This window comes from Salipiger pentaromativorans, from assembly GCF_024721115.1.
GTDB classification, from domain to species: domain Bacteria; phylum Pseudomonadota; class Alphaproteobacteria; order Rhodobacterales; family Rhodobacteraceae; genus Salipiger; species Salipiger pentaromativorans.
The window spans coordinates 94,078-108,137 of record NZ_JAMDHK010000014.1; the positions used below are offsets into that span (position 1 = coordinate 94,078).

General features: G+C 57.9%; 18 protein-coding genes and 1 tRNA gene. 11 read left to right on the forward strand and 8 right to left on the reverse strand.

The window, feature by feature from the left end; all coding sequences use genetic code 11:
• Window positions 1-173: 173 nt before the first annotated feature.
• From M4578_RS18755 to M4578_RS18780, 6 genes are read right to left on the reverse strand one after another with little or no spacing between them, the layout of a single operon-like run.
• Window positions 174-413 carry a hypothetical protein gene (locus M4578_RS18755; protein WP_258094828.1) on the reverse strand — a complete coding sequence of 80 codons (240 nt, stop codon included), beginning with the start codon at window positions 411-413 and terminating at the stop codon, window positions 174-176.
• Entirely contained in the window at window positions 410-637 is a 228-nt protein-coding gene (locus tag M4578_RS18760; protein WP_258094829.1) for a hypothetical protein, read from the reverse strand. Before M4578_RS18760 ends, M4578_RS18755 begins: the two co-directional genes overlap by 4 nt.
• A 5-nt stretch (window positions 638-642) precedes the next feature.
• Window positions 643-1,209: a metallophosphoesterase gene (locus tag M4578_RS18765; RefSeq protein WP_258094830.1), complete on the reverse strand. Its 567-nt coding sequence runs from the start codon at window positions 1,207-1,209 to the stop codon at window positions 643-645.
• Window positions 1,210-1,237: 28 nt separating this feature from the next.
• Window positions 1,238-1,411, reverse strand: a complete 174-nt coding sequence (locus tag M4578_RS18770) for a hypothetical protein (RefSeq protein WP_258094831.1) — start codon at window positions 1,409-1,411, stop codon at window positions 1,238-1,240.
• A gap of 10 nt (window positions 1,412-1,421) precedes the next feature.
• Entirely contained in the window at window positions 1,422-1,718 is a 297-nt protein-coding gene (locus M4578_RS18775) for a hypothetical protein (RefSeq protein WP_258094832.1), read from the reverse strand.
• 4 nt (window positions 1,719-1,722) lie between these two features.
• Window positions 1,723-2,568 carry a hypothetical protein gene (locus M4578_RS18780; RefSeq protein ID WP_258094833.1) on the reverse strand — a complete coding sequence of 282 codons (846 nt, stop codon included), beginning with the start codon at window positions 2,566-2,568 and terminating at the stop codon, window positions 1,723-1,725.
• Between the two features lie 75 nt (window positions 2,569-2,643).
• Here M4578_RS18780 and M4578_RS18785 point away from each other — a divergent pair, with 75 nt between their 5' ends.
• The 5 genes from M4578_RS18785 (at window position 2,644) to M4578_RS18805 (ending at window position 10,022) form a co-directional block, all read left to right on the forward strand.
• A complete protein-coding gene (locus M4578_RS18785) occupies window positions 2,644-2,862 on the forward strand; it encodes a helix-turn-helix domain-containing protein (RefSeq protein ID WP_258094834.1) in 219 nt (72 codons plus the stop codon).
• A 227-nt stretch (window positions 2,863-3,089) separates the two neighbouring features.
• On the forward strand, window positions 3,090-6,056 hold the full coding sequence (locus M4578_RS18790) for a type I restriction endonuclease subunit R (protein WP_258094835.1): 2,967 nt from the start codon (window positions 3,090-3,092) through the stop codon (window positions 6,054-6,056).
• The gene (locus tag M4578_RS18795) at window positions 6,053-7,330 is read left to right on the forward strand and encodes a restriction endonuclease subunit S (protein WP_258094836.1); all 1,278 of its coding nucleotides are present in this window, start codon (window positions 6,053-6,055) and stop codon (window positions 7,328-7,330) included. The genes M4578_RS18790 and M4578_RS18795 overlap by 4 nt, the downstream gene beginning before the upstream one ends.
• Window positions 7,327-8,412, forward strand: a complete 1,086-nt coding sequence (locus M4578_RS18800) for an AAA family ATPase (protein ID WP_258094837.1) — start codon at window positions 7,327-7,329, stop codon at window positions 8,410-8,412. Before M4578_RS18795 ends, M4578_RS18800 begins: the two co-directional genes overlap by 4 nt.
• Window positions 8,409-10,022 carry a type I restriction-modification system subunit M gene (locus M4578_RS18805; RefSeq protein WP_258094838.1) on the forward strand — a complete coding sequence of 538 codons (1,614 nt, stop codon included), beginning with the start codon at window positions 8,409-8,411 and terminating at the stop codon, window positions 10,020-10,022. The genes M4578_RS18800 and M4578_RS18805 overlap by 4 nt, the downstream gene beginning before the upstream one ends.
• On the opposite strand, the gene M4578_RS18810 is transcribed toward M4578_RS18805, so the two are convergent.
• Window positions 9,992-10,672, reverse strand: a complete 681-nt coding sequence (locus M4578_RS18810) for a helix-turn-helix domain-containing protein (RefSeq protein WP_258094839.1) — start codon at window positions 10,670-10,672, stop codon at window positions 9,992-9,994. The two genes, M4578_RS18805 and M4578_RS18810, sit on opposite strands and share 31 nt — an antisense overlap.
• Before the next feature lie 136 nt (window positions 10,673-10,808).
• Between M4578_RS18810 and M4578_RS18815 the strand changes: the two genes are divergently transcribed.
• Genes M4578_RS18815 through M4578_RS18825 form a run of 3 tightly spaced genes read left to right on the forward strand, consistent with a single transcriptional unit; the run spans window position 10,809 to window position 12,340 of the window.
• Complete coding sequence (locus tag M4578_RS18815) at window positions 10,809-11,030, forward strand: hypothetical protein (protein WP_258094840.1); 222 nt, start codon at window positions 10,809-10,811, stop codon at window positions 11,028-11,030.
• A complete protein-coding gene (locus M4578_RS18820; protein ID WP_258094841.1) occupies window positions 11,023-11,268 on the forward strand; it encodes a hypothetical protein in 246 nt (81 codons plus the stop codon). Before M4578_RS18815 ends, M4578_RS18820 begins: the two co-directional genes overlap by 8 nt.
• Entirely contained in the window at window positions 11,255-12,340 is a 1,086-nt protein-coding gene (locus tag M4578_RS18825; protein WP_258094842.1) for a tyrosine-type recombinase/integrase, read from the forward strand. The genes M4578_RS18820 and M4578_RS18825 overlap by 14 nt, the downstream gene beginning before the upstream one ends.
• Window positions 12,341-12,402: 62 nt before the next feature.
• Here the strand turns inward: M4578_RS18825 and M4578_RS18830 are convergent.
• A tRNA-Cys gene (locus tag M4578_RS18830) sits at window positions 12,403-12,476 on the reverse strand.
• Window positions 12,477-12,589: 113 nt separating this feature from the next.
• Here M4578_RS18830 and M4578_RS18835 point away from each other — a divergent pair.
• The 3 genes from M4578_RS18835 to M4578_RS18845 all read left to right on the forward strand — a co-directional run bounded on the left by M4578_RS18835 (window position 12,590) and on the right by M4578_RS18845 (window position 14,025).
• On the forward strand, window positions 12,590-12,934 hold the full coding sequence (locus M4578_RS18835; RefSeq protein ID WP_258094843.1) for an ElaB/YgaM/YqjD family protein: 345 nt from the start codon (window positions 12,590-12,592) through the stop codon (window positions 12,932-12,934).
• Window positions 12,935-12,941: 7 nt separating this feature from the next.
• Window positions 12,942-13,247, forward strand: coding sequence for a hypothetical protein (locus tag M4578_RS18840; protein WP_258094844.1), 306 nt, complete (start codon window positions 12,942-12,944; stop codon window positions 13,245-13,247).
• A 127-nt stretch (window positions 13,248-13,374) separates the two neighbouring features.
• Complete coding sequence (locus M4578_RS18845) at window positions 13,375-14,025, forward strand: protein-L-isoaspartate O-methyltransferase family protein (RefSeq protein ID WP_258094845.1); 651 nt, start codon at window positions 13,375-13,377, stop codon at window positions 14,023-14,025.
• The last annotated feature ends 35 nt before the right edge of the window (window positions 14,026-14,060 follow it).

Here is a 14,060-nt window from a genome sequence, read left to right on the forward strand (position 1 = left end):
CCACCCCGCCTTCCCCTGCCTTATGGCGGGCGATGTCAGGCGGGGCCGGATGCCACACGGGAGCCGGAAAATCCACATGAGCGAGACGCCAAGTATTGAGCGATTGTGGGGTTTCAGGCGGGGTGCGGAGATTATAGGGCCTATTCTCCGCACCTGATGCGGAGAATCGCGGGTCATTCCACGCCTTCCGCTGTGCCTGGCTGCTTCTCGAAAACCCGCCCGAGGTTCTTGTAGCCCAGGCTGTCGACGGTGATGTTGCCGCACGCGCAGGACGCCATGCCCTTCGTCGCCCCCTTCGGCGCTTTGGCTGCATAGTGCCAGCTTTCCGCAATGGTGCCGCAGAGCGTGCATTTCATGCGGAATGGCTTGTTGTTGCCGTGATGCGTCGGGCGGTGCTCAGGGTTGCGGGTCATTTGCGCATCAACTCCGGGTTTTCCTTCGGGTCGAAAGGGTGCTTGCCGTCCTTGTCGGCGCGCCATGGGTCGCCGAATTGCTTTTCATGAGGCGCGTCATCTGCGGTCAGGTCGATCTGGTTCAGGGCGCGGCGTGCCCGGCGGTGTTCGCTGGTCTTGAAGGTCTTGTCGCTTGGGGCTTTTGTTACGCCAGTGATCGGGGTTTTGCGGTGAGAGCGGGACATTTGGATTACCTCGCTTTCGCCCGTGGCTCAGCATCCTGCCAGTGCCTGTTGGGCGGCAAGCTGCGGGCGCGGGCGGCGGCTTCGCTGGCGTTGACGGGGGCATAGTCCCAGACATCGACGCCGACATTCACCGCATTGGACGAGCCGCGCCAGTTACCATGAACATGGCCGAAGAAATGCAGCGCGCCTTTGCGGGCGTGATTCCAGGTGATCATCGGATAATGACATAGCGTAATCGGGCGCTCGACCTCGGGGTCTGGCACCTCAGCCAAGGGAGCGATACTGTCCCACGGCAGGGCCAGTGTCGGGGCAAGGTCGTGATTGCCGGTGATCAGATGTTTGCGCGCGCCGGGAAGCTGCCCGAAGAGGCCGAGCAGCCAGTCCTCATCCTTTGCCTTCGGGCCAAAGGCGAAATCCCCGACGATCCAAAGATCATCCTCGGGGCCGACACGGCTCCACATCCGCTCGATCAGGGTTGCGTCCATATGTTCGATGCTGCGGAAGGGCCGCGCGGCATGAGCCAAAATCGCTTCATGCCCGAAATGCGGGTCCGCCGTGTACCAATGTGCCATCACTCAACCTTGCGCGGCGGCTTGCCGCTCATGGCGCGCCGTTTACGAAGTCCTCGGCGGCCTTGTTGTATGCATCGCATTTCTTCACAAGGTCGATCAATTCCTGAAAGCGGGCCTCTTCAGCCTCGGATCGGTCGCGCTCTGCCAAAGCGAAAAGTTCCTGACGCTGCTCCTTGCACGCCAGTGTATCATACCACGCCATAGAGGCCTCCTCATTCCTTACGGTGCCAAAGCTGGTTGGAGAGGTCGACTTTTCGGCCCATCACCAGAAAGGCGGCTCCGATCACCGCGAAAGGCACCGCCCACCAATTGATCCCCTTGCCGTCCACGAAGGCGAGGAACACTCCGACCAGCACAAGCCCGATGCTCAATCCATAGAACTTCAGGCGGCTCATCCAAGCGGGGGTGAGGTCTTTGACAGCGCCGCATTGGCCGCAGACCGTCGCACGGGCGTCCAATTCGGTGTAGCAAAACGGGCAGGTCTGGGTTTCCGCTGTGGCGTCTGTCATGGCGTCACAGGTCCATATCGGCGGGCGCGACCGGCGCGTCGGTGGTCAAGGCTTCGAGGATCTGACGATCCACCTCGGCCACATGCTGGCGGATCAGGTCGAAATCGGTCAGCGAAAAGCTGACCGTCGAGATCTGCGCGCCGCCGCTAACCCCAACCGTGAACAGCGCCGTGCAACCCGGCATGATCGGCGTTTCACGGTGTTGGCGAAAGCGGTACTCGGCATCGGCGCTGAATCCCGTTGAGCAGGGTCGGTACTGGATCGTCTTGCGCGACCCAAACTGGCTGACTGTGGTGATCTCATGCAGCGGCTGGCCGTCGAGATCGGGGATGAAGCCATCCTCGCCCCAGGCCCAGGTTGCGCTGCTCCCGTCGCGCTTGGAGGGCGGACCATAGCGCTCTTCCAACTGCGCGATCAGCGCGGCAGGTTCTGGCAGGTTCTCGTTCGGTTCACGGATCGTGCGCCTGATTTGCAGCACCCGTCCACCCATGGCCTCGGTCGCCAGCGTGGCGTTGATCTCGGCATAGGGATCGCGGCCCATGCGGGTGTGCAGCCCCACGCCCTGCGTCACCAGTTTCTGGTCGAAGCTCAGCGCAAAGGCGCGCCCCTCACCGTTTTCGACACGCAGCGCTACTTGCTCAGGCACAAGGATCAGCATCATCCGCTCCCCGAACATGCTGCTCGCTTCCATCGCCGCCGCTCCCGGCTGAATGTCGAGGATCGCGTAGGGGTAAGGGCGCGGCTCCGGAGTCAGCGTTTCGGTCAGACTGTCCTGCGCGTAGGCGGCCACCGCTGCACCGGAAATCAGCGAAGCCATGAACAACTTGCGGGCAAATCGTACGAAACTCATCGAAATCTCCTCTGCTATCCAAGTTGATACGATTAGTCCGTGGACGATTAAACACCTTTTTTGCGCTACAGCGGTATGGAGCGCAAGTTTACAGTCGAGGATTTCGGGAAGCGCCTGCGCGAGCTGCGCAAGGCACAGGGCTATTCGCAGGAGGGCTTTGCCCTGACCGTGGAGCTGGACCGAACCTACATCGGCGGCATCGAGCGTGGGGAACGGAATCCGGGCCTCAAGACGATCCTTCGGATCGCTGAGGCTCTTGGGGTGCCTGTGGCTGAACTGTTCAGTGCGGGCTGACGGAACTTGGGATATGGGTTTGATGCGCTGAGACTGGTAAGCGGTTGCTATGGGTGTAGGCTGCGGATGCGGCTTGGCTCGGTGTTAAGGCCTGTCAGAGTGCTTCTTCGGTAAATTCGGTATGTGCCGATGGTCGTTCGATAGGGGCTGCAACTGCGAGAAACTGCTGCTATCTGTAAGCAAACGACAGGAAACACCTGCAAGCGTTGTGTTGGGGCGGTGGGCGAATGAAAGAGAACGAAATTGAGTTGGATTTGCTCCGGAAGTTACAGGAGCTAAAGTACGAATATAGGGGCGATATTCGTGACCTGGACGCACTGAAGAATAATTTTCGTTTCCACTTTGAGAAGCTCAATCGTGTCAAATTGACGGATGCTGAGTTTGCGCGCCTCTTGGAGGAAATTATTACTCCCGACGTTTTTGCCGCGGCGCGAATGTTGCGAGAAAAGAATACGCTAGAGCGCGAAGATGGCACGCCCCTGGATTATACTTTGGTCAATACCAAGGACTGGTGCAAAAACCACTTCGAGGTCATCAACCAGCTCCGCATAAACACCGAAAACAGCCACCATCGGTATGACGCGATCCTTTTGATCAACGGCGTTCCGGTGGTGCAAATTGAACTAAAAACTCTCACGATCAGTCCGCGTCGTGCGATGCAGCAGATCGTCGATTACAAAAACGATCCTGGGAATGGCTATGGCAAAACCTTGCTGTGCTTCCTACAGCTGTTTGTCGTCAGCAACCGTAGCGACACCTGGTATTTTGCGAACAACAATAGCCGTCATTTCAGCTTCAACGCGGATGAGCGCTTTCTGCCGCTTTATCAATACGCCAGTGAAGATAATAGGAAGATCACGCACCTCGACCAGTTCGCCGAGAAATTCTTGGCGAAATGCACTCTGGGGCAGATGATCAGCCGATACATGGTTTTGGTCGCGAGCGAGCAAAAGCTCCTGATGATGCGCCCGTACCAAATCTACGCCGTCAAGGCGATTGTCGATTGCATCCAGCAGAACTGCGGAAACGGGTACATCTGGCACACGACCGGCAGCGGCAAGACCCTGACGTCGTTCAAGGCCTCGACGCTCCTCAAGGACAACCCCGAGATTGAGAAGTGCCTGTTCGTGGTGGATCGAAAAGACCTCGACCGGCAGACCCGCGAGGAGTTCAACCGCTTCCAAGAAGGCTGCGTTGAGGAAAACACCAACACGGAGACTCTTGTCCGTCGGCTGCTCTCCGACGACATCGCGGACAAAGTGATCGTAACGACAATCCAGAAGCTGGGACTGGCTCTGGATGGCACGAACAAGAAGAACTACAAGGAGCGCCTCGCGCCGCTCAGCGACAAACGCGTCGTCTTCATTTTCGATGAGTGCCATCGCTCCCAGTTTGGCGAAAATCATCGCGCGATCAAAGAGTTCTTCCCCAATGCTCAACTCTTTGGTTTCACCGGAACGCCAATTTTCGATGAAAACGCGTCATATCAGCAGATAGACGGCGAACAGGCCTCCTATGTCACGACCGATGACATTTTTCAGCAACAGCTGCACGCCTACACGATCACCCACGCCATTGAAGATCGGAACGTCCTTCGCTTCCACGTCGACTACTTCAAGCCCGATGGGAAGGGCGCGAAGGCAGCTGGTGACACGGTGCAGAAGCGCAAGGTCGTGGAAACGATCCTTGAAAAGCATGACGCGGTAACGGCGAGTCGCCGCTTCAACGCGGTTCTGGCGACGGCCTCGATTAATGACGCCATCGAGTACCATGGCTTGTTCAAGACCATCCAGGCGGAACGCCTAGCCGCTGATCCCGATTTCGTGCCGCTGAACGTCGCCGCCGTGTTCTCGCCTCCTGCCGAAGGCAGCAAGGACGTCAAGCAGTTGCAAGAAGACCTGCCCCAGGAAAAGGCCGACAACGCCGTCGAGCCGAACAAGAAGAAGGAAGCGTTGAAGGCAATCATCGCGGCCTACAACGAACAATTCGGGGCCAATTACAGCATCAACGAATTCGACCTGTATTATCAGGATGTTCAGAAGCGGATCAAAGACCAGCAGTTCCCGAACCAGGACTTGGCCCACTGGTACAAGATCGACATCACCATTGTCGTCGATATGCTGCTCACGGGCTTTGACTCGAAGTACCTGAACACCCTCTACGTCGATAAGAACCTCAAACATCACGGCCTGATCCAGGCCTTCTCGCGTACCAACCGCGTGCTGAATGACACAAAGCCATACGGCAACATCCTTGATTTCCGCCAGCAACAAGACGCCGTAAACAAAGCCATCACAATGTTCTCGGGGGAGTCCAGCAGGCCTCCCAAGGAAATCTGGCTGGCTGACACGGCCCCGGTTGCCATCGACAAGCTCAAGACAGCGGTGAAGACCCTAGATGACTTCATGCAATCGCAGGGCCTGACCTGTGCGCCGGAGGAGGTTCCTAACCTCAGGGGCGACGCGGCGCGTAGCCAGTTCATCAACCTCTTCAAAGAGGTCCAGCGGCTGAACACCCAGATCGACCAATACACCGACCTGTCGCCCGAGGACAAAGCGACCATCGAAGATGTCATGCCCAAGGAACAACTTCAGGGCTTCCGGGGTGTCTATCTGGACACCGCGCAGCGGCTGAAGGGTCAGCAGGACAAGGGGCCGGACAAGACCCCCGAAGATGTCGATCAGCTCGATTTCGAGTTCGTGCTCTTCGCCTCGGCGGTGATCGACTATGACTACATCATGGGGCTGATCGCGGATTATTCGCAGCAGCAGCCGGGCAAACAGAAGATGACCCGCGCGCAGCTGATTGGGCTGATCCAGTCGGATGCCAAGTTCCTTGATGACCGCGAGGAGATCGCAGCCTATATCGACACGCTGACCGTGGGCGAGGGGCTGAACGAAAAGGCGATCCGCGAAGAGTTCGAAAAATTCAAAGCCGAGAAGAACGCCAAGGCGCTTGCGGCCATCGCGGACAAGCACGAGTTGGATGTCGCTGCCTTGCAGGCGTTTGTCGATGCCATCCTGCGGCGGATGATCTTTGATGGGGAGGCGCTGAGCGATCTTCTGGCCCCGCTCGATCTGGGCTGGAAGGCAAGGACACAGAAAGAGCTGGCCTTGATGGAAGACCTGATCCCGCTGTTGCAGAAGCGCGCCCACGGGCGCGAGATCGCCGGTCTTGGGGCGTATGAGCAATGAGGCGGGCAGGCGAAAAGAACGGGAACGGTCAGCCTGACCTCCGACCAACAGTCCGGTTTCCAGAGTTCGGGGAAGATGGCGCTTGGCATACCGAGACCATCGGCGAGATTTCTGAACCCATCAAGGAAAAGGTCGGGGAACACAAAATTACGCCTGTCAGTATCACCGCTGGCGTCGGGTTTGTGCCACAAGCCGACAAGTTCGGGCGTGATATTTCTGGCGAGCAATACAAGAACTACACTTACCTGCGGCGAGGCGATTTCGCCTATAACAAGGGAAACTCGAAGAGTTTTCCGCAAGGTTATGTATGCCAGCTCCACGAATTCGACGAAGTCGCGGCATCCAGTGCGTTCATATGCTTCAAGCTCAAAGACGGATACGACCCCACCTTTCTCAAAGGGCTGTTTGACCGGAACACCCACGGTCGGCAGTTGGCAGCGCACATCACCAGCGGGGCTCGCAGCAATGGCTTGCTCAACCTGAACGCTAGCCAATTCTACGGCGTTCAGCTTCCATTTCCGCCCAACTTTGAGGAGCAGGAGCGGATCGCCGAATGCCTTGCCTCGATTGACGCCCTAATCGAGGCGGAAACCGAAAAGCTCGAAGCGCTCAGGGACCACAAGCAAGGGCTGATGCAGCAGCTTTTCCCCACCGAAGGGGAAGACCTGCCAAAGCGCCGTTTCCCAGAGTTTGCAAACGAAGGTGCCTGGGAAGAAACGCGGATTGATCAACTATGCAAGCCTTTCAGTGGTGGCACGCCTCCTACCTCGCGTGATGAATACTACGGAGGCGAAATTCCTTTTATCCGATCTGCCGAAATCGCGCTTGAGAGGACGGAGCTATTTCTTACCCCTGAGGGTTTGACAAATTCAGCAGCAAAGCTGGTGGCACCCGGCGACGTATTGATCGCTCTCTACGGTGCCAATAGCGGCGAAGTTGCCGTCTCCAAGATCGCGGGGGCAATTAACCAAGCAATCATCTGTCTCCAGGTTGGCCCTGACAGCGAATTTGTTGCTCAGTACTGGTCGCACTTAAAGCAGTGGATTGTGAACACCTATATTCAAGGTGGGCAGGGGAACATTTCGGGTGAAATCGTCAAATCCATCAAGCTAAGAATGCCGCGCAATCCGAGTGAACGATTGAAGGTATCAAAGGTTCTCACGGCTGCGGACAACCTGATGGAATCGCAGGAAAATCGCATCGAGCGCTTGAGATTGCACAAACTTGGCCTGCTCCAACAGCTCTTCCCCGCCCTCGATGAGGTGGACGGATGACGAACACGCCGAAACTGTACGAGTACAAGTCCATCGACAAGCTCGTCACCCGCATCCGGGACGATCTGAATGATCACAGCTTTGTCTTGCTTTTCGCCTATAACGGCACGGGCAAGACCCGTCTGTCGATGGCGTTCAAGGATGTGGCCAAGAAGAAGGGCGAGCGCGACACGCTCTATTTCAACGCCTTCACCGAAGACCTGTTCGTCTGGGACAACGATCTGGATGGCGACGAAAACCGCTATCTGAACATCAACAGTGCCTCGGCATTTTTCGAGGATTTCCAGTCGCTCGATCTGGAGGAGCGGATTTTCAGTTTTCTTGAACGCTATGCCAGCTTCAATTTTCGGATCGACTATGAAAACTGGCGTGTGATTTTCTACCGCGATGCCACCGAGAACATCAAGGTTTCGCGCGGCGAGCAGAACCTCTTCATTTGGTGTGTTTTCCTGGCGATCTGCCAGCTCGTTCTCGACAACCACGAGGCTTACAAGTGGGTGAAGCACATTTATGTTGATGACCCGATCTCGTCCCTCGACGACAACAACGCAATTGCCGTCGCCAGTGATCTGGCCCAGCTGCTGAAATCCGGGAAGGACCGAGCGAAATCGGTGGTTTCGACCCATCACAGCCTGTTCTTCAACGTCATGTGGAACGAGCTGAAGAAGGTCAAGCACAAGGCCTACTTCTACCACCGGCCACAGGGTGTCGAGCTGCATACCCTGCGCACGACCGACGAAACGCCGTTCTTCCACCATGTCGCCATGCTAAGCGAATTGCAGATGGCCGTCGAAAGCGACCAGCTCTACACGCACCATTTCAACATGATGCGCAGCATCCTTGAGAAAACCGCAACGTTCTTCGGATACAAGGATTTCTCGGCCTGCATCCACGGGATCGACGACGAAGCCCTTTACTCACGCGCCCTGAACCTGCTGAGCCATGGCAAGTACTCGATCTATGAGCCGCGCGATATGGTGGGCGACAACAAAGACCTGTTCAAAGACATCTTCAAAGCGTTCCTCGAACGATATCGCTTCGAGCTGCCCGAGATCATCAAGCAGAAAGAGCCAGCCCAATGACCGATCAAGAACAACAAGAACTGGGCAAGACGCTCTGGAACATTGCCAACACCCTGCGCGGCGCGATGAACGCGGACGACTTCCGCGATTACATGCTGTCCTTCCTTTTCCTGCGCTACCTGTCCGACAACTACGAGGCGGCCGCAGAGCGCGAACTTGGGCGCGACTATCCTGCATTGGAAAAGGATGACCGCCGCACGCCTCTGTCCGTCTGGTATGAACAAAACGAAGGCGACGTCGATGCCTTTGAAGCGCTGATGCGCCGCAAGACACACTATGTGATCAAACCGGAGCACCTTTGGGCCAGCATCGCCGAAATGGCGCGGGTGGGGCACAATGACCTGCTAACCAAGCTCAAGGCGGGCTTCAAGTTCATCGAGAACGAGTCATTCTCCAGCACCTTCGACGGGCTGTTTTCCGAGATCAATCTGGACTCGGAAAAGCTGGGCAAGGGGTACACCGAGCGCAACACAAAGCTGTGCAGCATCATCAAGGAGATCGCCAAAGGGTTGGTCGGGTTCTCGACCGACAACGACACCTTGGGCGATGCCTACGAATACCTGATCGGCGAATTCGCCGCCGGATCGGGCAAGAAGGCAGGCGAGTTTTACACGCCGCAACAAGTCTCAAGCATCTTGTCAGAGATCGTCGCCCTGGATAGCCAAGACCCCGCGCTTGGCAAGAAGGATCACATCGACAGTGTGTTCGATTTCGCCTGTGGTTCGGGGTCCCTGTTGCTGAACGTGCGTAACCAGCTTGGGCCGCGCGGCATCGGCAAGATCTACGGCCAAGAACGTAACATCACGACCTACAACCTAGCCCGGATGAACATGTTGTTGCATGGGGTCAAGGATACCGAGTTCGAGATTTTCCACGGTGACACCCTAACCAATGACTGGGACATGCTGAGGGAGGCAAATCCCGCCAAGATGCCGCGCTTCGATGCGGTAGTCGCAAACCCGCCCTTCAGCTATCGCTGGGACCCCTCAGAGGCCCTTGGTGAGGATGCACGCTTCAAGAACTATGGTCTTGCGCCAAAGTCTGCCGCTGATTTTGCATTTCTCCTCCATGGCTTCCACTACCTCAAAGATGAAGGCACCATGGCGATCATCCTGCCGCATGGCGTTTTGTTCAGAGGCGGGGCCGAGGAACGGATCAGAACAAAGCTCCTGAAGGACGGGCATATCGACGCCGTGATCGGCTTGCCTGCGAACCTTTTCTTCTCGACAGGTATCCCCGTCTGCATTCTGGTGTTGAAGAAGTGCAAGAAATTCGACGACGTCTTGTTCATCAATGCCACGGGGCCGGATCGGTTCAAGAAGGGCAAGCGTCAGAACCAATTGGCACCTGAGCACATTCGAGACATCATTGAAACGTATCAGTTTCGGAAAGAAGACGACCGCTATTCTCGGCGGGTTGAGATGGACGAGATCGAAGAAAAGGGCTTCAATCTCAACATTGCCCGGTATGTCAGCATAGCCGAAGCCGAGAAAGAAATTGATCTGATCAAGACCAATCAGCGGCTAAAGGGCTTGGAGGAGAAGATCTCGGCGGCGAAGGCGGAACACAATGCGTTTCTTCAGGAACTTGGGCTGCCAGAGTTGCCTTGAAGAGTAGCGGCGCGTTTTTTGATCCGCCGCTGACGGAGTTGGCGACGCTTTTCGCTCTCTAGCTGCTTTTCCAATGCCTCTTGTTCCCATTCCACATTTGCGTGTCCAAGCCATCCGTTCTTGTACATGGCGTCGATGCTTTGCCAGGCCTGATCAACACGATCTTGAACAACGCTATCTTGGTCAGCGCCGAAGTGCTTCAGCTCGAAGCCAATCTCAATAATGTCATCTTGTGCGTCAAATAGATCATACAGATTTTTCTTTTGAAAATACCTTGTCGCTTCGAGAAGGCGTTGAAATATGGCCGATTTTATGTGTCGAGGGACAGGGTCGGGTTTGACGTTGAAGAGCGAGTGCAGTTCAGTGTCACCGCGTAGCAGGATCTTGGAAATGAGGGCTCCGGGCACATCACGAATGCCGGCCTCGTAATCCCGTATCGACTTTTCAGAGTAACCGAACTCGCACCCGAACCGGGCTTGGGTCAGTCCTAAAAATTTGCGATATGCCTTTAGGCCCGCCGCAAGGTCCAGTCCTCGGCGGGCCTCCTTGCGGGCTTCAGTGGCATCTTGTTGCCAGATATCCCTCTGTTGCTGACGAGTCTTCTGGCGCTGCCGACGCGTGTGCCAGCCTTGGTGGTGGGAGGAGGACATGTTGAACTTTCATACCTTTAGCAAATAGGCAGTATTCTACCGTTTTTAAGCTTGAGTGAAAAGACACGCTGACAATTCTGGACTTGTGATGCTTGACCGCAAAAACGTGTAGTTACATGCAGTTCAGGAGGCGTACATGCAGACAGTTGTGGATGGAGCCAAAACGCCGGAAGAGTGGTGCGCAATGCTGCGGCAGCAAGGTGCGCACGTTTCGGCGCGAACGTTGCGGGCAAAGGCGCGTGAAACGGGACAATACCTGTCACTGGGCCGCGCAATGCTTTTGAATCCCAAGCATTTAGCAGTGCTGTTGCAGCCAGAAGCAGAAGCTGTTCCCTTAGAGGAGGGCGGCCATGATTGAGTTGGTCACTGGTGAGGAGCTGGCCCAGTCGCTCGGTTATTCCGGCGTGAACAACGCGTTCCGGGATTGGTGTAGCCAAATGCGCATTACCCCAGTGCCTGGCCGACGCGGGTTTTACGACCCTAAGTTGGTCCGCGCTCGATTAGACGAAGCTCAAGGGTTGGTCCGTCAGGACATGGCTGGCCCAGGCAAAGAAAGTTTCGTCGCGATCAGGAGAGCGCGACGTGGCAAGAATTGAATTGAAAGGCGTACACCGTGTCAGGCGCAAGCTGGCGAATGGCACGTATCGAGAGCGGCATTATGCTTGGCGCGGCGGTCCTTGCTTCTGGTCAAGCGATATGAGCTTTCCAAAGCATGGGGTTGAGTACATTGCGGCCTTTTCGACCCATGCGGCGAGACCGACCGAGCCGCGCAACTTTACAAAGACTGTTGTTGATCAGTTCCTCGACTCCGCCGAGTTCCTCAGCACGAAGCCGCGTACCCAGAAAGACTACAAAAAATGGATGCTGCGATTTCAGGAAGAGTTCTCTGACGACCCGTTTGCCATGTTCGCCGAGCCGGAGTCGCGCGGTGAGGTATCTGAATGGCGGCAACAGTGGGCGCACTCGCCCAAACAGTTCGATTATTGCGGAACGGTTGTTACGAGGTTCCTGAACTGGGCTGAGAACAACGGTAAGATCAGCCGCCACTTCTGCCACAAGTTGCCAAAGGTCTATGAGGCGGATCGGGCCGAGATTGTCTGGACACCCGCCGACGTTGATCTCTTTTGCCGAGCTGCCCCCGAATACGCTCGCCGCATACTGATTTGTGCCTGTGAAACGGGGTTGCGCCCCGGCGATCTGGCGGGGCTCAACCGTGGGCACATTCACGAGACGCGACATGGTCGAAGGTTGCGCGTGCGTACGAACAAGCGCAGCAAGATCGCGACAATTCCAGTATCCCAAAAGCTCGCAGCATTGTTGGATGCGACGCCAAGTGACCGAATGCTGATCCTCGTGGGGGACAAGGGGCAAAAGCTCGATGCGGAGAGCGCTTCAAAGGCGGTGAGCCGATGGCGCAACCGTATCCCAGAGCTGACGCCTGAGGCCAAGGGGTTCGATCTTCGGCTCTACGACGCGCGCGGCACGGCGGCAACGCGGCTGCTGGAGGCGGGGCTGGGGCTGAACGATATCGCGTCATACATGGGCTGGAGCATTCGCTACGCCAGCCAAGTCATCGAGCATTATGCGGTGATTTCCGAAGACGAAACTGACCGTGTGAAGCGGGCGCTGGAAGCTGCCCAGAAGGCAAAAAATGGAACAAAACTGTAAACCGACCTGTAAACGGTCGCACTCTCAAGGAGGCTATGATGACGCAAGTGCTTGAAAGTAAATGGAGGCGAGTACCGGAATCGAACCGGTGTACACGGATTTGCAATCCGCTGCGTCACCACTCCGCCAACTCGCCAGAGCTGCGCCTCTCTAGGGCGTGGCGCGGCGCGCGTCAAGCGGGAACCGGAACCTTGTGAGGACGCAGCGCGTTAAAGCCATGACGACCGACAACAGACGGGAGATTCGACCATGGCACAGACATCCGCAAATGGCGCCGGCAAAGGCGCGGATCCGGTGCAGCGCGACATCGACGCGCTGAGCGATCAGATCGCCGCCCTGCGGGGAGATCTGTCCTCGCTGGCCGAGCTGGTCGGCGAGATCGGACAGCGCCGCGGCAAGGCCGCGCGCGAGGCGCTTGAAACCCGGGCACAGGATCTGCGCGGGCAGGGCGAAGAGGCGCTGCGCGACGCCGGCCGGAAAGTCGCCGAGATCGAAGACGGCGCCGCCGAGCGCATCCGTGCGACGCCGTTCCAGGCGATGGGGCTCGCGGCGGCGGCTGGCTTTCTCGTGGGCTATCTCGGCGCGCGCAGATAGGCCCACTATGCTTCAGGACATCGAAACATGGCTGCTGACGGGCAGGCGCCGGCTGGCCGGGGCGCTCTGCCTGGCCGTTGCCGCCGCCTTCCTGACCGTGGCGGCATGGGGCGTTCTGGCCGCCGCCCATGGCACCGAGGTCGCGGCGCTTGTCCTCGGTCTGTGTTATGCGGTGCCGGGTGCGTTGCTGCTCGTGCTGCCGGTCCGGGCGCGTCCCAGACCCGCGCCCGCCGCGTCGGGGGCGCTGCTCGATGCGTTTCTCGCGGGGCGCGCGGCGGGCCATGCGATGCATGGCGGCCGACGGGCGCGATGACCGGCTTTCGGGCGCTCCGCCGGTTTCCGGCGGGGGCCGCGGCATTTGTGAGCGCCTGAGACATTGCGGCCTCGGAACAAGTGTGGCACAACCGGATCAGTCGATACTGAACGGAAGAGTTTAGCAGATGACCGACTTCGCCACGCGCCGCCGGATGATGGTGGATACGCAGGTCCGGCCCTCGGATGTCACCAAGTTCCCGATCATCGAGGCCATGCTGAAAATTCCGCGCGAAGCCTTCGTGCCGGACGCACGGCGCGAGGCCGCCTATGCCGGACGCAATGTGCGCCTTGCAGACGGTCGCGTGGTGCTGGAGCCGCGCACATTGGCCAAGATGCTCGATGCGCTCAACCTCGACAATGATGACCTCGTGCTCGATCTGGGCAGCGGCCTGGGCTACTCCGCGGCTGTGATCGCGCGGATTGCCGAGGCGGTAGTCGCCGTCGAGGAAGACGAGGCGCTGGCCGAAGAGGCGCAGGCGCTTCTGGGCGAGCATGCCGACAATGTGATTCTGCACACCGGCCCGTTGGCCGCGGGCGCGGCCGAGCACGGCCCCTATGACGCGATCGTGATCGAGGGCGGGGTCGGAGAGCTGCCGGCGGCGATCGCCGATCAGCTCAAGGATGGCGGCCGGATCGCCTGCCTGTTCATGGACGGGGCGCTTGGCACGGTCCGGATCGGCTGGAAGATCGACGGTGCGATCACCTGGCGCTTCGCGTTCAACGCGGCAGCGCCGGTACTTCCGGGTTTTGAAAAAGAAGTGGCCTTCGCGCTCTGAGGCGCGAACAGGCGGCAATCGGGCAGAGGGAGCCA